The organism is Nocardia vaccinii NBRC 15922 (assembly GCF_001613305.1).
Classification (GTDB): Bacteria; Actinomycetota; Actinomycetes; order Mycobacteriales; family Mycobacteriaceae; genus Nocardia; species Nocardia vaccinii.
The window spans coordinates 15,173-32,767 of the sequence record NZ_BDCC01000076.1 but is presented as its reverse complement, the minus strand read 5'-3'; the positions used below and the strand labels follow the sequence as shown (position 1 = coordinate 32,767).

General features: G+C 67.6%; 19 protein-coding genes. 9 read left to right on the top strand and 10 right to left on the bottom strand.

Annotated features, from left to right (window positions below; all coding sequences use genetic code 11):
- Positions 1–114 precede the first annotated feature (114 nt).
- Positions 115–1,923 carry an Eco57I restriction-modification methylase domain-containing protein gene (locus NV1_RS37395; RefSeq protein ID WP_084526457.1) on the top strand — a complete coding sequence of 603 codons (1,809 nt, stop codon included), beginning with the start codon at positions 115–117 and terminating at the stop codon, positions 1,921–1,923.
- Between the two features lie 13 nt (positions 1,924–1,936).
- Here the strand turns inward: NV1_RS37395 and NV1_RS37390 are convergent, their stop codons facing one another.
- From NV1_RS37390 to NV1_RS37380, 3 genes are all read right to left on the bottom strand, one after another.
- On the bottom strand, positions 1,937–2,557 hold the full coding sequence (locus NV1_RS37390) for a TetR/AcrR family transcriptional regulator (protein WP_067902835.1): 621 nt from the start codon (positions 2,555–2,557) through the stop codon (positions 1,937–1,939).
- Positions 2,558–2,646: 89 nt separating this feature from the next.
- Entirely contained in the window at positions 2,647–2,805 is a 159-nt protein-coding gene (locus tag NV1_RS37385; protein ID WP_245714131.1) for a hypothetical protein, read from the bottom strand.
- A gap of 170 nt (positions 2,806–2,975) precedes the next feature.
- Positions 2,976–3,491, bottom strand: coding sequence for a gamma carbonic anhydrase family protein (locus NV1_RS37380; protein WP_067902922.1), 516 nt, complete (start codon positions 3,489–3,491; stop codon positions 2,976–2,978).
- 169 nt (positions 3,492–3,660) lie between these two features.
- Between NV1_RS37380 and NV1_RS37375 the strand changes: the two genes are divergently transcribed.
- Both NV1_RS37375 and NV1_RS37370 read left to right on the top strand, forming a co-directional pair.
- Positions 3,661–4,149: an LURP-one-related/scramblase family protein gene (locus NV1_RS37375; RefSeq protein ID WP_067902919.1), complete on the top strand. Its 489-nt coding sequence runs from the start codon at positions 3,661–3,663 to the stop codon at positions 4,147–4,149.
- A gap of 344 nt (positions 4,150–4,493) precedes the next feature.
- A complete protein-coding gene (locus NV1_RS37370; protein WP_169813504.1) occupies positions 4,494–5,021 on the top strand; it encodes an HD domain-containing protein in 528 nt (175 codons plus the stop codon).
- On the opposite strand, the gene NV1_RS37365 is transcribed toward NV1_RS37370, so the two are convergent.
- Positions 4,997–5,479 (bottom strand): NUDIX hydrolase, encoded by a 483-nt coding sequence (locus NV1_RS37365; protein ID WP_067902833.1) that lies wholly within the window; start codon positions 5,477–5,479, stop codon positions 4,997–4,999. The two genes, NV1_RS37370 and NV1_RS37365, sit on opposite strands and share 25 nt — an antisense overlap.
- Before the next feature lie 10 nt (positions 5,480–5,489).
- Positions 5,490–6,221, bottom strand: a complete 732-nt coding sequence (locus NV1_RS37360) for a helix-turn-helix domain-containing protein (protein ID WP_067902830.1) — start codon at positions 6,219–6,221, stop codon at positions 5,490–5,492.
- A gap of 482 nt (positions 6,222–6,703) precedes the next feature.
- On the opposite strand from NV1_RS37360, the gene NV1_RS37350 reads away from it, so the two are divergent.
- Positions 6,704–6,907 (top strand): hypothetical protein, encoded by a 204-nt coding sequence (locus NV1_RS37350; protein WP_067902824.1) that lies wholly within the window; start codon positions 6,704–6,706, stop codon positions 6,905–6,907.
- A gap of 29 nt (positions 6,908–6,936) precedes the next feature.
- On the opposite strand, the gene sigJ is transcribed toward NV1_RS37350, so the two are convergent.
- The gene (gene sigJ, locus NV1_RS37345; RefSeq protein WP_067902821.1) at positions 6,937–7,863 is read right to left on the bottom strand and encodes an RNA polymerase sigma factor SigJ; all 927 of its coding nucleotides are present in this window, start codon (positions 7,861–7,863) and stop codon (positions 6,937–6,939) included.
- A 241-nt stretch (positions 7,864–8,104) separates the two neighbouring features.
- Between sigJ and NV1_RS37340 the strand changes: the two genes are divergently transcribed.
- The gene (locus NV1_RS37340) at positions 8,105–9,070 is read left to right on the top strand and encodes a cobalamin biosynthesis protein (RefSeq protein ID WP_067902818.1); all 966 of its coding nucleotides are present in this window, start codon (positions 8,105–8,107) and stop codon (positions 9,068–9,070) included.
- 38 nt (positions 9,071–9,108) lie between these two features.
- Here NV1_RS37340 and NV1_RS37335 read toward each other — a convergent pair whose 3' ends face one another.
- From NV1_RS37335 to NV1_RS37325, 3 genes are all read right to left on the bottom strand, one after another.
- Positions 9,109–10,599 carry a cation:proton antiporter domain-containing protein gene (locus NV1_RS37335; protein WP_067902913.1) on the bottom strand — a complete coding sequence of 497 codons (1,491 nt, stop codon included), beginning with the start codon at positions 10,597–10,599 and terminating at the stop codon, positions 9,109–9,111.
- A 246-nt stretch (positions 10,600–10,845) separates the two neighbouring features.
- Positions 10,846–11,823, bottom strand: coding sequence for an SURF1 family cytochrome oxidase biogenesis protein (locus tag NV1_RS37330; RefSeq protein ID WP_067902911.1), 978 nt, complete (start codon positions 11,821–11,823; stop codon positions 10,846–10,848).
- A 5-nt stretch (positions 11,824–11,828) separates the two neighbouring features.
- Entirely contained in the window at positions 11,829–12,347 is a 519-nt protein-coding gene (locus tag NV1_RS37325; protein ID WP_067902815.1) for a low molecular weight protein-tyrosine-phosphatase, read from the bottom strand.
- Between the two features lie 134 nt (positions 12,348–12,481).
- On the opposite strand from NV1_RS37325, the gene cobC reads away from it, so the two are divergent.
- The 4 genes from cobC to NV1_RS37300 all read left to right on the top strand — a co-directional run bounded on the left by cobC (position 12,482) and on the right by NV1_RS37300 (position 17,054).
- A complete protein-coding gene (gene cobC, locus NV1_RS37320) occupies positions 12,482–13,519 on the top strand; it encodes an Rv2231c family histidinol phosphate aminotransferase CobC (protein WP_067902908.1) in 1,038 nt (345 codons plus the stop codon).
- A 136-nt stretch (positions 13,520–13,655) separates the two neighbouring features.
- Positions 13,656–14,780, top strand: coding sequence for a Nif3-like dinuclear metal center hexameric protein (locus tag NV1_RS37315; RefSeq protein WP_067902812.1), 1,125 nt, complete (start codon positions 13,656–13,658; stop codon positions 14,778–14,780).
- A 344-nt stretch (positions 14,781–15,124) separates the two neighbouring features.
- Positions 15,125–15,862 carry a zinc ribbon domain-containing protein gene (locus tag NV1_RS37305; RefSeq protein WP_067902804.1) on the top strand — a complete coding sequence of 246 codons (738 nt, stop codon included), beginning with the start codon at positions 15,125–15,127 and terminating at the stop codon, positions 15,860–15,862.
- 10 nt (positions 15,863–15,872) lie between these two features.
- Positions 15,873–17,054: a bifunctional RNase H/acid phosphatase gene (locus tag NV1_RS37300; RefSeq protein WP_067902906.1), complete on the top strand. Its 1,182-nt coding sequence runs from the start codon at positions 15,873–15,875 to the stop codon at positions 17,052–17,054.
- Here the strand turns inward: NV1_RS37300 and NV1_RS37295 are convergent, their stop codons facing one another.
- Positions 17,055–17,528: a GNAT family N-acetyltransferase gene (locus NV1_RS37295; RefSeq protein WP_157117627.1), complete on the bottom strand. Its 474-nt coding sequence runs from the start codon at positions 17,526–17,528 to the stop codon at positions 17,055–17,057.
- Positions 17,529–17,595 lie beyond the last annotated feature (67 nt).

The following is a 17,595-nucleotide window of genomic DNA, read 5'->3' as shown; positions in this document are numbered from 1 at the left end:
CGAGCCGAGTGGGCCCGCGCAAGAGTGCCGCGGGTGTTCCCAGCAGTGAATTCGATCGAGTCGATCGGCTCGTCAGCCGATATTGGCCGGTTCGCCGGGGCAGAATGTGACGGTATGGAGGGCCGGCGCGGGCGGGTAGCGGCGGACCGGCGGGCGAACGCGTCCGCCGGTGCTCGTGTGCGCAAGCGGCACGGGAGGCACTACACACCGGAGCGGTTGGCCGAGTTCTTGGCCGAGCGTCTATTGGAACATGTTGTGCCGCAGGGGAGGTTGCGGATTCTCGATCCGGCGTGCGGGGACGGGGAGCTGTTGCTGGCGGTGTACCGGGCCGCGGTGCGGCGTTTTCCGGGAGTTCCGGTTCAGCTCACCGGATTCGATCTGGATGCCGCGGCGGTCGCGCTCGCGCGGGAACGTGCCGCCGAGCTTCCGGTTACCTGGTTCATCGGTGATTTCCTCTCTGCTGCAGAGGAATTGGCGGAGAATAGTTTCGACGCGGTGATCACCAATCCGCCCTATGTACGGACCCAGCAGTTGGGTGGGGCGACCGCGCGCCTGTTGAGCGTGCGCTTCGGGCTGCGCGGCCGAATCGATCTGACCCACCCGTTCGTCGCCAGCGTGCCCCGATTATTGCGGCCCGGGGGTGCCCTGGGCTTGTTGTGTGCCAACCGATTTCTCACCACGAAGGCGGGCGCGAACCTACGCGCCCTGATGCGCGCCGAACTCACCCCGGTCGAACTCTACGATCTGGGCGACACCAAACTCTTCGAGGCCGCGGTACTACCGGCCGTCACCGTCGCGGTGCGCGCACCGCTCACGACCCCCTGCCGCTATGTCTCGGCGTACGAGATTCCCGACGGTGAATCCACCAGCACCCTCGACCTTTTCGACGCGCTGGCGGCCGCCCGCGAATGCTCGTTGCGTCACGGTGGCCGCCATATCGCGATCGAGGCGGGCACGCTCGACGCTGGATCGACTGTGCTACAGGTTATTTCGCCGAAAGTCGAGCTGCCGGAGGGCGATCCTGGCCGGTCGGGGCCGGCGGATGTCGCGGTGGCGGATGCGGCCACGCCCTGGCGGATGTCGCGGCCGAGTGTGGACGAGTGGTTGCGCCGAGTGCGCGGCGGGACGTGGCGGACATTCGGTGAGGTGGCACGGATCCGGGTGGGGATCAAGACGACCGCGGATCGGGTGTTCATCTCCGATCGGTGGGAACACCGGCAATCGCCGCCGGAACCGGAGTTGTTGTTCGACCTGATCACTCATCACGATCTGGCGCCCTGGCGGATCTTCCGGGAACGCCCGACTCGGGTGCTGTATCCGTACGATGTGAGCTGCTCGCGCCGCACGCCGGTGGATCTGGCCGGATTTCCCTCCGCGGCAGCCTATCTCGCCGAACACAAAGATGTGCTGGCCGCGCGGGACTACCTCACCGCGAGCGGCCGCGAATGGTTCGAGATCTGGGTGCCGCAGCGCCCGCATCTGTGGCGGCATCCCAAACTGGTCTTTCCCGATATCAGCGTCGCACCGCGTTTCGCCCTCGATCGCAGCGGTGCGATCGTCAACGGTGACTGCTACTGGATCTCGGTGCCGGACATCGGCAGCGATACCTTGCCGTATCTGCTGATGGGCGTGGCGAATTCGACGCTGGGCCTGCGGTTCTACGATGCGGTGTGCGGCAATCGGCTCTATGCCGCGCGGCGGCGGTGGATCACGCAGTACGTTGCGCGTCTTCCGGTTCCGGACCCCTCGACCGCGGCCGCCGCCGCACTCGTCGCCGGGGTTCGCGCCGTGGTGGACGAGGGGGCCGTGCCGGATCGGCGGGCGCTGGACGAGCGGGTCGCGGCCGCGTTCGGATTGAGCCCGGCGCATCTGGACGACGAAACGTGTTCGACCACAACGTTGTTCGGCGCTCCGGAAGAGTGAGATCGGCAGTGGGTCAGGGGCGGTGCCCGCCCAGCATCGGCACCAGGGTGCGGCGGGCGAACTCGCGTGCGGCTGCCTCGTCGGCCAGGGGGATCAGTCCGTCCGGGGTCAGCGCCAGGGATTGCGCCAGGCGCGCCATGATCTCCGCGACCAGATCGGCGTCGAAGTCGCGGTCGTTCTCGTCCTTGTGCAATGCGCGCAGTTTGTCGGCGAGATAGGCGCGTCCGACGGCGAGTATCGGTCCGGCCTGGATGGTGAGCCGCGGCAGGATCAGATCCGGTTCGGTGCGCAACAGGCGTTGCAGCAATTCGTTGCGGGCCAGTGAGGTGATGAAGGCGACGAAGATCTCCGCCAACTGATCCTCGCCGTCGGAGATGGCCTGGACACGGCTGTCGATATCGGCGACGAATCGCTGGGCCTCGCGCACGCCCACGGCTTGGACCAGGTCGTTCTTCGACTCGTATCGGCGATACAGGGTGGCCGGGCTGATCCCGGCGCGGCGCGCGACCTCGCCCATACTGGTGCGCTTGATGCCGAAGTCCAGGAATGCCGACAACGCGCTCTCGAGCAGATGCTCACCATCGGCCCGGGGCTTTTCCAGGATGCGGGCCAGGATCGAGTGAACGGTGGGCATCGAGCCTCCAGTCGGTCGGCGGATACCGCGTCGATGCGGGGGGACGTCCCTCATTGTCTCATCGCCGCTGCCGGAGGCCCGTACCATACTCACCGCAGATTCAGTGCGTCCATCTCTCGCTCGATCGCGTTCGCGGCGAAGTCGATTCCGCTGGAACGTAATTCATGGACCCGGCGCTGCAACGCCTCGATGCCCCCCGGCTGGGCCGCGATATCGGCCACACTGATTCGCCCGTTGGATCGGTGCATACCGGACTGCTCGCACGACACCGTGAAACCTCCTTGCCCAACCACGTGCCCGCCGCCAGGGCGATATCCCTTGTGCTGCCATCCGTCTCGGCCGCACGACCCGGACTCCGGGCACGCTGACACGATGCTAGCAAGACCCGGCAACCCGAATTCGAGCTCTGTGTGATCTGTCACACCTCGGTGCCGTCCCGGTGTACGGCCAGGTTGTGCAGGTACACAGTGGCGTTCAGGCGGATCCGCTCGAGCGCCGCCTCGCCGAGTTCGCGGCGCACCTTGCCGGGCACTCCGGCCACCAGCGATTTGGGCGGAATTTGCGCGCCCTCGGGAATCAGCGCATTGGCCGCGATCAGGCTGCCCTCGCCGATCACCGCACCGTTCAGCACGGTCGCACCCATGCCGACCAGGACGTCGTCGCCGATCGTGCAGCCGTGCAGGATCGCGTTGTGCCCCACCGAGACTCCCTCCCCCACCGTGAGCGGGAAGCCCGGATCGGCGTGCAGCACGCAGCCGTCCTGGATGTTGGTCCGCGGGCCGACGGTGATGTCCTCGAGATCGCCGCGCAGCACCGCCGAATACCAGATGCCGACCTCGGCACCCAGCCGCACGCGCCCGATCACCGTCGCATTCGGCGCCACCCACGCGGTGTCCTCGACCTGCGGTGCATGCTCACCCAGCTTGATCATCATGATCTTCAACCTACCGGCCGGGTTTCGGAGGGTTCGTGGCGTGATCGAACCGAGTGAACGCCGGCGGCGTTCGGGCGGGAACAGCACCGGCGCTGATCGGGACAGCGCTTTCCACCCGCTCGCGGGCCGTACGCCGTTGCGATGTACGATATTCGGGCAGACTGGGTTCGTGCGATACGTGATGCGGCAGCGGGTACTGGGCTTCGGCCAGGACTACTGGGTGACCGACGAATCGGGGAACAAGGCGTTTCTCGTCGACGGCAAGGTGTTGACGTTCCGCCGCACCTTCGAGCTGCGCGGGCCGCGGGGAGAGGTGTACGCCGCGGGGCGCAGAAAGATACTGACCCTGCGCAACGCCATGGTCGTGAGCACCGGTGGCAGCCATGCGGCCACCGTGCGCAAGAAACTGTTCAGCCCGTTGCGGCACAGCTTCACCATCGCCCTGGCCGACGGCGAGCGTTGGACCGCTCGCGGTGATCTCATCGAGAAGAACTACACCCTCGAGGGGCCGCAGGGCATCGTTGCCGAGACTTCGCGCAGGTGGTTCCGCATTCGCGACAGCTACGGCGTCGAGATCTACCACCCCGACGTCCCCCTGGCCCTGGCGATCGTCGTCTGCGTCGACGAAATGGTCGCCGCCGCGCGCGAAAGCGGCTAGGAGACCGGGGTCCACGTCGATGCGGTTGTTGCGGCCTGCTTGCGTGAACCAGGTGTGGCCTCCCGCCGCAGCGGGTCTATCCATGCCGCGAACGAACAACGCGGTCGTAACGAGCGACTCCGAAGCTACAGCCGGTGCAGACAGAGCAGACGCCTGGCGCGTGTCGTCGTACGGCGACATCCGATAGTGTCGCCGTACGACGACAGCAAGGACGGATCGCCCCGATCCCCTGGTATGTGCCCCGCGTCGGGGCAGGTTGCCGATGCTGTCACGCAGTCGGGTTGATGATTCGCAACGCGCTTTCACGGAGACGAGCAGATGTGTCGGCCGGTAACATGACAGCGGTGAACGAGGCCGTGGGCGAATTGCTGTCTCCCCTGACCGAGGCACGACGCGCTCATTCGCTGGCTGTCGGGCGGCGGATGGAGAGCGTGGTGAGTCATCTGCCCGTCGAGCTTCGTACCGATGCGGTTACTGCGGCCTATCTACACGACGTGGGTTACGGCCATCCGGATCTCGGGTTCCACCCGATTGACGGTGCTCGGTTCTTGCGCTCTCGCGGATATTCGCTGGCCGTTTGCCATATGGTGGCGTTCCATACTGCCGCGCAGACGGAGGCAGCAGTGCGTGGACTGGATGAGCAGATTTTCGACGAGTTCCGGTCGGCCGGTGTGGAGGGGATGCATGCGGCCGATGACTTCCTCTGGTGGGCCGACCTGTGCACAGGGCCGAGAGGTGAAGTATTCACGTTGGACGAACGGTTGTCCGAAATTCTCCAGCGATATGAGCCCGGCAGTATCGTGTACACGGCGATCACCCGAGCGGAAGTGCAACTGCGGCAGGCATTTCAGCGAGTTTCAGGGTCGATATAAGGTTCGCTCTCATGCAGGGCCCATTCGATGCGGTGACGCTGACTCCGGTCCATCGTCAACGAGTGAATCCGTTCGATCGGCACCCATTCGACTCGAGTACTTTCCACGCTCGTCATCAGCTTTCCGCCGGTTGGCTCGCCGCGGTAGACGATCGTGAATTCCTGTCGGACCTCGTCATTGCTGGTGTAGTGGATTACGTGGGTCGGATCGGTGAAGATTCCGACCAATCCGGTCGCGTGGATCTCGACGCCTGTCTCCTCCAACGTCTCGCGGACTGCGGTGTGCGTCAGGGACTCTCCGGGGTCATGTGCCCCTCCGGGCATCGACCAGTTACCGTTGTCCGATCGGCATATCAGTAGAACTGTGTCAGCTTGGCGGACGAATGCGGCCGCACTGGGTCGTACGCTGTTCGCGGGAGGCGCGGCAGGATCCTGGTGATAATCGATTCGACGTCCCATATGCGTCAGATTACGCTGGGCGTCCTGTTTTCCAGACTGCTTCGAAAGACTCTCGATAGTAGGAGAACAGGCGGCCGCCCGGCACGTTCTGAAGATGCTGAACTGGAGACTTTGCAGCATAGGCGCCGAAACTGTGGGTATTGACGAGCATTGAGTCGTCGAACCGATAGATGCTGTTGTACAAGGGAGTCCGGTGAGTCCTGATGTCGACGGACGGCAGGTCGATCGTCTCGCGGAGATACTCCAGTGTCGACAGACACCGTTGTGGAAGCGACGGCAGACCCTCTTCGCGGCCGCGAGCGAGGACTTCCGGTGAATCGCTCTCGCCCAGCAGAATGCGGATCTGCACACCCGAACTCGCCTTTGCGCGAATCACATTGACGAAGTCGAGGGATTCGACCAGGAACCCTCCCGCATAGACGAGAACATCGATCTTATCCATGGCCTGACGCATAACGGTTCGCCAGACTTCCTGGGGCACCTCGGGACGGGTTGGCCAGATCTGAACCAGCTCCGACAGTGATGCGGCTGCGGATCGTGTGCCTGCAAGCAGTTGGGGCCACAGGTACGTCTCGTCACGGCCCAACGCACGGGCCGCCGCCAATCGGAGGCCGGGATGCGGGCAACGATCCTGGGTGATCCATCGTTCGACGGTCTTCGTGCTGACTTCGAGCCGCTCAGCCAGGGCGTGTTTGGTGAGGTTCGCAGCTGCCATCGCTCCCCTGAGCCGCTCGTTGGTCATGTTGTCAGCCTATGAAGAAGTGTCCCCGAGTGTCCCGATTATCGGGTTAATTCGTCCCCATATGTCGCGAGACTCTTGATCGGCCAGGCATTGCAGATGTCCAACACCCATGAACTGAGAAGTAGGACAAGGAGTTTCGGTGACTTCGTTGGACGCCTATGGATTTCGGTGCGAACCCGCGTCCGGTCCGTTCGCATCCGAGACTGTTCGACCGGGCTGAGGCGCGGTATGGACGCTGTGTATCGCACCGAGGGGAACGGGATGGAAGTCGTATGGCGCGCGACCGGAGACAGAGCGAGGTCGATCGAGATCACATTGGTGCGCAACATGGCCCGTGATGCGGAGGCGGTAGTGTTTCCGATCGGTACCGATCTGGTGGCTGCTCGGGAACGTCATCCGGCATTGGATTGGTTGTGGGACAAGGTACGAGGTGAATTCTGGGCACGCCTATCTCCGGTTGGGCGGCGCGCCGGGGTGGATCTATGACACTTCCAGAGCCACTGGGACATCGGACGTTCGTCCACGCGGACGGTCTGCTGGCCGAGTTCATGTGTCAGGTGCACCTGATCGAGCTGACTAGGGAACGGGCTCGACAGCTGCGGTTCGTCCATCGCCACCATCCCCCGGACGAATGTCTCGTTCACCTGGAGGCGGCATTCATGTTGGCTGTCGACGATGCCTTGTGAGCACATTTCCGCACCTGGTTGCCGGGTGCTCACAGGTACCAGTCGGGCTCCGACTCTTCGGGCAGGTGGCGGAGTTTGTCGGGGTTGCGGACCACGTGGATGGCGGTGATGGCGCCCTGGTCGACGGTGAAGGACATCACTCCGGGGTAGGTGCCGTCGAAGACCAGGAGGCCGGGTTCGCCGTTGACTCGCACCTCTCGGCCCCACGCGCCCGATGTGGCTCGATACCAGCCGAGGAACAGCTTGGCGATCAGTTCGGCGCCGCGCACGGGCTGGCGGACGGCCGGGACCTTGCCACCGCCGTCGGCGGTGAGAACCACGTTGCGGTCCAGCAGGCCCAGCAGTGCGCCCATATCGCCGGTGCGCCAGGCCAGCGCGAAGGCGGAGACCACCTTGCCGTGCTCGTCGGCGCTCGCGGGGAAGCGCGGGGTGCCCTCCTCGACGTGTTTGCGGGCCCGGGAGGCCAGCTGCCGTACGGCCGCCGGGGTGCGGCCGACCACCTCGGCCACCTCGGGGCCGGACATGCCGAACACCTCCTGCAGGACGAACGCGGTGCGTTCGGCGGGGGTGAGCGATTCGAGCACCACCAGCAGCGCGGTGGTGACGCGTTCGTCCTGGGTGATCCGGTCGGCGGGATCGTCGCCCGTACTCACCTGCGGCTCCGGCAGCCACTCCCCGACGTACTGTTCGCGGCGGGCGCGCGCCGAACCCAGCTGATCGAGCGCGAGCCGCCCGGTGACGGTGGACAGCCAGGCCCGCAGATTCTCGATCCGCTCACCCGGGGCGCGATGGTCGTGCCAGCGCTGCAATCGCAGCCACGCCTCCTGCACGACGTCATCGGCGTCGCTGAGGCTGCCCAGCGTGCTGTATGCCAGCCGCCGCAGGTACTGCCGATGCTCCTCGAACTGCCGGGCGAGCTCGGCCTGGTCGATATCGTCAGGGCGTTCGTCGGTCACTGTGCAATCCTCACTCCTCGCCCGCGCCGCGTGGCGTGAGCCGAGCCTATCGGTCACCAGGTGGACGAAATCACCGCTGGATATGTGACACGACGATGCTGCCCGCGCCGGCGATCCGACGGGACGGGATGTCGGCGCCGCCGCGAATCGCCGTCGGGCGACGGTGCGGCGCCGGTGGCGATGAACCCGGTTTGCACCGCGCGGTGACCTGCCACGTTAGTCTCGATCGGTGCGTGAGCGGATGTCGACGGCTGTCGGGTTGGTGCTGGGCTTCGGGCTGGACCGGGTGTTGGGGGATCCGCGGCGATGGCATCCGGTGGCCGGATTCGGTTCGGCGGCCGCGGCATTGGAGTCGGTGAGCTATCGGAACAGCCGGATGTCCGGGGTGGTGCACGAGGTCGTACTCGTCGGGGGGACCGCTGTGCTGGGTGTGGCCGCCGACAGGGTGACGCGAGGAGATCGGACGATCATCCGGTTCGCCGCCGCCGCGGGCCTGACCGCGCTGACGACCTGGACCGTTCTGGGTGGCACGACCTTGGCGCGGACCGGGCGCGCGATGGCCGATGCGCTGGAGGCGGAGGATCTGGGCCGGGCCCGCGCGCTGCTGCCATCGCTGTGCGGGCGCGATCCGGAGGTGCTCGATGCGGATGGATTGGCCCGCGCGGCAGTCGAATCCATTGCCGAGAACACCTCGGATGCGACCGTGGCGCCGCTGATCTGGGGTGCGCTGGCCGGTATTCCGGGCCTGCTGGCCTATCGCGCGGTGAACACCTTGGACGCGATGGTCGGTTACCGCGACGAGCGCTATCGCGACTTCGGTTGGGCCGCCGCTCGTACCGACGACCTGGCCAACCTGCTCCCGGCCAGGGTGAGCGGTGTGCTGACCGCCGCCCTGGCCCCACTGATCGGCGGACGTTCCGTCGCGGCGCTACGCACCTGGCGTCGCGATGCCGCGAAACATCCGAGTCCCAATGCGGGCGTGGCCGAATCCGCGATGGCCGGCGCGCTGGGCGTTCAGCTGGGCGGTCGCACCCGATACCGCTACGGCACGGAACTGCGGCCCACCCTCGGCGACGGCCCCGCGCCGGTCGTCGCGGATCTTCGTCGCGCCGTACGTCTTTCGGAGGCCGTCCAATCGGGCGCCGCCCTCACCGCCGCCGCCCTCGTTCTCTTGTCGCCGGAACCTGTCGCGGATTCGCGGCGGTGATCGTTTGCGCGGGAATCGGCCTGCCGAGTACGCGAATTTCAGGAAGATTGTTGTGGCCCGATGGTATCCGAGGTGAACAGGCTGGAAACCGTTGCCCGGGAACCCGGTTCGGCCAGGACCATTACCTCGTCCCCGCTGAGCAGCAGAGTTTCCGGGGTGACGGTGACCAGGCGTCCGCGCCGGATGATGACGCTCACCCACAGGTCGTCGGAGGGGAGTTCGGCGACCGTGGTCCCGTCGGCGACCGAACCGGCGGCGACGGTGAAACGGTGCAGACTGTCGGGTTCCTCCTCGAAACGGGCGTTCATCGTCCACGGTCGCGGATTCACCGTCTGCAACGGGATGCCGAGCCGCCGCGCCAGGAAGGGAACAACGCTGCCCTGCACGATGACCGAGAAGGCCACCACCACGAAGATGATCTCGTAGGCGCGCTGAGCGTCGGGAACACCGGCTCGCAGAATGTACGTGCCCAGCAGAATCGGCACCGCGCCCTTGAGCCCGGTCCACAGTATGAACAGCCGTTCACCCATGGCCAGGCGCATCCGCCAGATCAGCGCGCCGACCAGGAGCGGCCGCACCACCAGGGTCAGCAGGACCGCCAGCAGCAGCCCGATCCACCACGCGCCGCCGTCGACCACGCCGTGCGGGCCGGTGACCTGGATGGTGAATCCGAGCATCACGAACGCCACGATCTCGCCCAGACTGGCCAGCGCCGAATGGAATCGTTCGATATCGGCGCGATAGGGCGCGCGCTGGCCGCCGATGACGATCCCCGCCACCAGGACGGCCAGGAATCCGGAACCGTGTGCGAGCGTCGTGGCGCCGTAGATGGCGATCACGCACATCAGCACGCGCAGCGAATACAGGCCCGCGGCCGGCAGCGGCACCCGCCGCATGAACCACAGCAACCCCAGCCCGCCGGCCAGCCCGGCCGCCGCGCCGACGATGATCTGCACCGCGAATTCGCCCAGGATCGAACCGATCGACTGCATATCGATCCGGCTCGCACCGAGCAGCACCACCAGCAGGGCGATACCGACCGGATCGTTGGCCCCCGATTCGCCCTGCAGGACGACGCCGCCCCGCCCGGCGATCTGACGACGTCCCAGCACCGAGAACACCACCGCGGGGTCGGTCGGCGACAACGCGGTGCCCAGCAGAAGTGCGATGCGCCAGTCGAGCCCGAAGCAGGTATGCGCGGCGAACGCCACCGCGGCGGCCGTCACGAGTGTTCCTGCCACTCCGATCCAGGTGATGGCCCCCGCATTGGCCCGGAACCGCCGCCAGCCGATCTGCATACCGCCGTCGAACAGGATCACCACCAGCGCCACGGTGACGATCTCCTCGACCACGGTGATCGGGATCCTCCCCAGACTCGGCCAGATGTCCGAGGCCGCCGCGGAGCCGATCAGAAAAAGGGCGGGCGCGGGAACCGGCAACCATTCGCCCAGCCGATTGGACAGCACCGCCACCAGGCCCACGAGCGAGGCGATCAACAGCACGACCGCGAACGGCGTCACGTCATCCATCGCGACCATGCCTCGGGGCCGGACCCGGACGAGACCGCCGGGCGTTTCTACGATGTGGCGTGCGCACTGAAGTCCTCTCCTGAACTCGAGAACGAATTCGTCGACCAGACTTCCCGACACACCTGATACAACTTTAACGGTTTGTTGATCTTCGCCCCCCACGACCCGACGCCGCCATGCGGCGGACCCGATGCGGAACACGGCGACGAACCTCGGGCAATCCAGCCCGATGCCTCGGCGCCCCGTTCAGCGACGCATGCCGCCGTATCGGTCGGCGAGACGTTCGGCGTTGGTGCGGACCTGTGGCACTGGGTCCGGTTCGGTTGTGGCACCGGCCGTTTCCGGAGCATCGTCGGCTGCGGCTGGGGAAAATTCTGCTGTAGTGGGCGGTTCGGCCGGACGCGGGGTCGAAGCGGTCGCCGCGGTCGCGGGCTCGGCGGCGGAGACGGAAATCTGTGGCGCCGTACCACGTTCGCGGCGACGCTCGCGGATCTCGGCATACACGAAATAGCCGAGACCGAGCGGAGCCATGACGCCGAACGCGATCCATTGCAATCCGTAGGACAGGTAGGGGCCCGCGTCGAGTTGTGGCAGCGGCTGGGGGGTGAACCCCCCGGGCTGGCCGTCGCTCAACTGCAGGTAACCGCCCGCGCCGCCGGTCGGGATCGCGGTGAGCGGGGTGCCCAGCACGCTGGACAACTGCGTGGTGTCGATGGAGTACACCTGCCGGTAGCCGTCCTGCGTCATCGGGTCCTTGCCCGGGATGACGCCCTCGGACTTGCGCACCCGGCCCTCGATGCGCTGCTGCCCGGCCGGTGGTTCGGCGATGGCCGGCAGCTGGGCGCCGTCGGCCGCGCCGACCAGGCCGCGGTCGACCAGCAGGGTGCGGCCGTCGTCGAGACGGAATTCGGCCAGGACCCCGTACGCGGGTTTATCGTCCAGGCGTTGCAGCCGCTCGAGCACCGTCGAGCCGGGCACATAGCCGCCGGTGGCCGTGACCCGCCGCCATTCGGTGTCCTCGGCCTTCGGATCGGCCAGGAACCGCCCCACCGGGACGGGCGCGGCGTTGACCGAATCGGCGATCAGATTGTTCCGATGCGAGGTCGAGACGTTCTTGCCCAGCTGCCAGGGCGCGAGCACCGTGAAGCACAGGTATGCGAACGCGACGACCACCACGGCCAGAATCGCCCAGCTCGGCCGGAGCAGGAAGGACAGCCGTCGCAGCAGGTTCATCGGGGATCGCCGTACCCTCGGGTGTCGCCGGCGAGTTCCTCGCCGAGCTGATCGCGCACCCAGTCCAGCAGTCCGGGCATGGCCGCCTCGATCTTCTCGCGGACCATCTCGAAGTCGTGGTCGTCGCCGTAGTAGGGATCGGATACGTCGGGAGCGGGGGCGTGCGGATCGAAACTGCGCAGCAGCCGACGGCGGTCCGCGGGCACCCCGAGCCGGGTCAGTTCCCGGTCGTGGTAGCTGTCCAGGGCGATGACCAGATCGGCGCTCAGGTGGTCCGGGCCGATCATCGCGGCAACGTGGCCGATCGGGTAGCCGTGGCGGGCCAGGACCGTCGTGGTTCGCGAGTCGGCGTCGGATCCGGCGTGCCACGGAGTGGTCCCCGCGCTGCTCACCCGCACACGATCGGCCAGCCCGGCCCGCTCGATGTTCGCCGCGAAGATTTTCTCGGCCATCGGAGACCGGCAGATATTGCCGGTGCAGATGAATGTCACGTGCAGTTCGCCCACGACAGCCATTGTGTCGGTTCGCCGCGGCGGGCGGCCACGTAGGGTGTATCGCTGTGCCCGAGGACACCACGGCGGATCGCGAACGCGAGCCCGAGTCGGGGCCCTCAGCTGGGCCCGCGACGGTGCGGGGCGTGCGGTCCGAGCTGGAATCGGGGCCGGTCGACGCGGTGAAGCTGCGGCACCACGGTGATGTGGACGTGCAGCCCGGGATGCTGGATTTCGCGGTGAACGTGCAGGGGGAGGGGCCGCCCGCCTGGTTGCGTGAGCGGCTGGCGGCGCGGCTGGCGGCATTGGGCCGGTATCCGGGGCAGGCCGAGGATCTGGCGGCGCGCGGGGTCGTCGCGGCGCGGCACGGGCGAACTCCGGACGAGGTGCTGTTGCTCGCGGGCGCGGCCGAGGGGTTCGCGATGCTGCCACGTCTGGCGCCTCGTCTGGCCGCGGTGATCCACCCCTCGTTCACCGAACCCGAACTGGCCTTGCGTGAGGCCGGGGTGGCGGTGACCCGGGTGGTGCTGAACGAGCCCTACGCCCTCGATCCCGCGCTGGTGCCCGAGGACGCCGATCTCGTGGTACTGGGCAATCCGACCAACCCGACATCGGTACTGCATCCCGCCGAGACCATTCGCGCGCTGCGGCGGCCCGGCCGGGTGGTCGTGGTGGACGAGGCGTTCGCCGACGCGGTCCCTCATGAGTCGGAATCGCTTGCGGCGCAATCATTCCGAGATATCCTGGTGCTGCGCAGCCTCACCAAGACCTGGGCGTTGGCGGGCCTGCGCTGCGGATATTTCCTGGGCCCGCCGGACCTTCTCGCGCGGGTGCGGCACGGCCGCGCGCACTGGCCGCTGGGCGCCCTGCAATTGGAAGCCGTTGCGGCGACCGGAGATCCGGTAGCGGTGGCCGAATCGCAGGCGCGTGCGGTGCGCATCGCCGCGGACCGCGCCGCGATGATCCCGCGGCTGCGCGCGCTGGGCATCGAGGTCCACGAACCCGCGCACGGCCCGTTCCTGCTGATCCGGGTGCCCGATGCCGAACTGCTCCGCAAACGTCTCGCCGGTGTGGGCGTCGCGGTGCGGCGCGGCGACACCTTTCCGGGGCTGGGACCAGGTCATCTACGACTCGCGGTCCGTCCGGAAGCCGAGGTGGACCGCCTGGTCGCGGCACTGCGCGAGGTCGGTATATGAGCGCCGCCCGAACACGCGAATCCGGGATCGTGCCGGTCCGCCTCGCGTGCGGGGAGCGAAATACGTCTCGGAATGCGGTTGCGACGAATGACGGCCGAGAGCGCGGCGGGATGATCGCAGTGGAGGAGGTTCCAGGGTGGCGCAGGTGAGTGGGCTCGTGGCGGTGCTGGACGAGGCGTATCCGCCGCGGCTGGCCGAGTCGTGGGATTCGGTGGGGCTGGTGTGTGGTGACCCGGGAGAGGACGTGGCCCGGGTGCTGTTCGCCGTCGATGCCACCGAGGCGGTGGTCGACGAGGCGATCGCTTGGGGCGCACAGGCTTTGGTGGTACACCATCCGCTGCTGCTGCGCGGGGTGGACACCGTGGCCGCGAGTACGCCGAAGGGTGCGCTGCTGCACCGGCTGATTCGTGCCGGGTGCGCACTGTTCACCGCGCACACGAATGCCGATTCCGCCGCACCGGGCGTCTCCGATGCGCTCGCGGACGCGCTGGGGTTGCGGGTGAGTGGCCCACTCGATCCCAAACCTACTGCGGCCCTGGATGAATGGGCGGTCAACGTCCCGCGCGAGCATTCCGACGCAGTGCTGGGCGCGTTGTTCGCGGCAGGTGCGGGCGGCTCGGGCAACTATCGCGAATGTTGTTGGCAGGTACCGGGGATCGGGCAGTTTCGGCCGGTCGCGGGCGCGAATCCGGTGCTCGGCACGGTCGGTGAACTGGAACAGGTGGCCGAAATCCGACTCGAGGTCGTCGCGCCGCCGTCAGCCCGTGCGGCCCTGCTCACCGCCCTGCGACAGGCGCATCCGTACGAGGAGCCCGCCTATTTCGTCACCGAGCGGGCGAGCCTGCCCGCCGGTCTGGGTCTGGGCCGCGTGGGAGAGCTCCCGGAGCCGGAAACGTTGCGGGAGTTCACCGCTCGCGTCCGCGCAGCGCTGCCCGTCACCGCCTGGGGTGTGCGTGCGGCGGGTGATCCCGAGCGACGCATCGCCTCGGTCGCGGTGTGCGGCGGAGCGGGAGATTCCTTCCTGGCCAAGGTATCTCGTCTCGGCGTGGACGCCTATGTCACCGCCGACCTGCGCCATCACCCCGCCGATGAACATCTGCGCGCCGGCGGCCCCGCGCTCGTCGACGCCGCGCACTGGGCCACCGAGTATCCCTGGTGCGCTCAAGCCGAACGCATCGTGCGCACCGCACTGCCCGATCTCGAAACCCGCGTCAGCGCCGTCCGCACCGATCCCTGGACCCTCGGCGCGCTCGACGGCTGAGCTGTCCTGATGGTCCGCCGCAGTCCCGGCGAACTTCTCTCGCGCACCCTGCCCGATGCGCATGCCCGGTGTTGGCGCACCGGGACCGGGATCTGGACCGCCTCGGCGTGGTGTGCCGGCATCCTCCTCGTCGCGTACGTCTTCGCGACCGCCTACCGCCGCAAGATTCCTGGGCCCGCCCGCGGCCGCCCCGGGGTTCGCCGGGGCGGCCGGCGATCGGGAGCCGGGTAAAACGGCGGGGTTGGGGTGTGAGCGGGCGGGTGCGGAGTACGGTTGGAACTTCGGCGTCGGCTGGTCCGGCGCGCTGTCGGATAGTTCCAGAGTGTCGAGGAGTAAGTCCCGCGTTGAATGTCGAACCAACGATCCAGGCCAAGTTGCTCGACCTCGCCGCGGTCGATGCGGAGCTGACGCGTATCGCGCATCGGCGCAAGGTCCTGCCGGAGCAACAGGAGGTGGAGCGGCTCGAGGGCGAGCGCACCTCCCGCAAGGATGCGGCGGTGAAGGTCGAGATCCGGCTCGACGACCTCGACCGTGACATCCGCAAGCTGGAAACCGAGATCGACGGCGTCAGCAAGCGCGAACAGCGCGACCGGAGCATGCTCGAGGGCGGTACGGTCGGGGCCAAACAACTCTCCGAACTGCAGCATGAGCTGGGCAGTCTGGAACGCCGCCGCTCGGTGCTCGAGGACGATCTGCTCGAGGTGATGGAGCGCCGCGAGGCCGCGGTCGCCGATCACGAGCACACCGGGGCCAATCTGACCAAGGCCGAGGAGGAGCTCGCCGAGGCGCAGCGTCATCGGGACGAGGCGCTGGCCGATCTCGAGGTCGCCGCACAGCGCTGCGCGGGCGATCGCGAGCAGTTGCAGGCCCAGTTCCCGGCGGAGCTGTTGTCGGTCTACGACAAGCAGCGGGCCCAGCACGGCGTCGGCGCCGCGCTGCTACAGGCCCGCCGCTGCGGCGCGTGCCGGATCGAACTCGATCGCGGTGAGATCGCGCGGATCGCGAAGGCGGCGCCGGATGCGGTGGTCCGCTGCCCGGAGTGCGGCGCGATCATGGTGCGCACCAAGCAATCCGGCTTGTGAGGCGATCGTGATCGATAGCGTGATCGTCGAGGCGGACGGCGGCTCGCGGGGCAATCCCGGTCCGGCCGGATACGGTGCGGTGGTCTGGGACGCGAACCACGCGCGGGTGCTCGCCGAGCGGAAGGAGTCGCTCGGAATCACCACCAACAACGTGGCCGAATACCGCGGGCTGGTCGCGGGGCTCTCGGCCGCCGCGGAGCTGGGCGCGCGCGAGGTGGACGTGCGGATGGACTCCAAACTGGTCGTCGAGCAGATGACGGGTCGCTGGAAGGTCAAGCACGCGGCCATGATTCCGCTCAACGACCGCGCGCGGCAGCTGATCACGCAATTCGATCGGGTCGATTTCACCTGGATTCCGCGCGCGCAGAATTCCCATGCCGACCGGCTCGCCAACGAGGCCATGGACGACGCGCCGCTCATCGCGGAGGTGAGCGCGGCGCAGAATCCGGAAACCGCCGCGGTGCAGCAAGATCCGGTGGTCGATGTGGAGCCGACGCCGCCCGGCTGGATCGACGAGGCCGCCGATGCCCGTGCGGCACAGCGGAAATCGCAGACCGCTCCCGGCTGGACCGGTGCGCGCGGACGTCCGACCCGGCTGCTGTTGTTGCGGCACGGGCAGACCGAACTGTCGGTCGAGCGCCGCTATTCGGGCCGCGGCAATCCGCCGCTCACCGCCCTGGGCCGGGAACAGGCCGCGCGGGCGGCGAAATACCTTGCGGCCAAAGGGGATATCGCCGCAATCGTGACCTCGCCGCTGGGCCGTGCGCGAGAGACCGCGGGCGCGGTCGGCGAGGCCCTGAACGTCGAGGTGCGGGTGCTGGATCGACTCATCGAGACCGATTTCGGCGACTGGGAGGGGCTTACCTTCGCCGAGGCGGTGCAGGCCGATCCGGAGTTGCACGCACGCTGGCTGAGTGATTCCACGGTCTGCCCGCCGGGCGGCGAGAGTTTCGCCGCGGTACGCGAGCGGATCGAGGCGGCCCGCGCGGATCTGGTGGGACTGTATCCGGGCCGCAACGTTGTCGTGGTCAGCCACGTGACACCCATCAAAACCCTGCTGCAACTGGCTCTCGGGGTGGGCCCCTCGCTGCTGTACCGGCTGCATCTGGATCTGGCCTCGCTGTCGATCGCCGAGTTCTATCCCGACGGCGGCTCCTCGGTGCGCCTGGTGAACGAGACCTCCTACCTGTGATCAGCGCAGGGGGAGGGACATCTCGTATTCGGTGTCCGGCGCGTGTACGCCGGTATTGCGGATCACCCCGGTCGGGGTGAAACCCATTCTGCGGTAGAGCTTCTCGGCAGGGGTATTGCCATCCACCACCCAGAGTCGCAGTTCGGCGTGCCCATCGGCCCGCGCCCAGCCGGCAACCGCGTCGATCAGCTGACGCGATACTCCACTACCTCGTGCCGCGGGCTCCACGAACATCGATACCAGTACCGGAACATCGTGCTCCAGGATGCCGCCCGCACAGCCGATCACATCCGGACCGGATTCGGCCACGAACATGGTGCGGCGGGCGGCCCACAGTCGCCAGTGCTCCTCGTCCCAGCCCTGGGCCTCCGCCAGCAAAGTGGCGAAGGTGCCCGGCGGGGATCCTGCCAATGCGGCCAGGCGGGCGGTCCGGATCGTCTGCCACTCCTGCGGCGGAATCTGTCGCACAGTCATCCGGCGATCGTCCTCCCCTGGCGGGGCGGCGGGCAATCGGATTATGTCGTCGGTGTTGAACCGGTTG

What these genes read in the sequence shown, in the direction of transcription:
- NV1_RS37395 (WP_084526457.1), top strand. Translation starts at nt 115, where the DNA reads ATGGAGGGCCGGCGCGGGCGGGTAGCGGCGGACCGGCGGGCGAACGCG.
- NV1_RS37390 (WP_067902835.1), bottom strand. Translation starts at nt 2,557, where the DNA reads ATGCCCACCGTTCACTCGATCCTGGCCCGCATCCTGGAAAAGCCCCGG.
- NV1_RS37385 (WP_245714131.1), bottom strand. Translation starts at nt 2,805, where the DNA reads ATGCACCGATCCAACGGGCGAATCAGTGTGGCCGATATCGCGGCCCAG.
- NV1_RS37380 (WP_067902922.1), bottom strand. Translation starts at nt 3,491, where the DNA reads ATGATGATCAAGCTGGGTGAGCATGCACCGCAGGTCGAGGACACCGCG.
- NV1_RS37365 (WP_067902833.1), bottom strand. Translation starts at nt 5,479, where the DNA reads ATGGGACGTCGAATCGATTATCACCAGGATCCTGCCGCGCCTCCCGCG.
- NV1_RS37360 (WP_067902830.1), bottom strand. Translation starts at nt 6,221, where the DNA reads ATGACCAACGAGCGGCTCAGGGGAGCGATGGCAGCTGCGAACCTCACC.
- NV1_RS37350 (WP_067902824.1), top strand. Translation starts at nt 6,704, where the DNA reads ATGACACTTCCAGAGCCACTGGGACATCGGACGTTCGTCCACGCGGAC.
- NV1_RS37340 (WP_067902818.1), top strand. Translation starts at nt 8,105, where the DNA reads ATGTCGACGGCTGTCGGGTTGGTGCTGGGCTTCGGGCTGGACCGGGTG.
- NV1_RS37335 (WP_067902913.1), bottom strand. Translation starts at nt 10,599, where the DNA reads ATGGATGACGTGACGCCGTTCGCGGTCGTGCTGTTGATCGCCTCGCTC.
- NV1_RS37325 (WP_067902815.1), bottom strand. Translation starts at nt 12,347, where the DNA reads ATGGCTGTCGTGGGCGAACTGCACGTGACATTCATCTGCACCGGCAAT.
- NV1_RS37295 (WP_157117627.1), bottom strand. Translation starts at nt 17,528, where the DNA reads ATGACTGTGCGACAGATTCCGCCGCAGGAGTGGCAGACGATCCGGACC.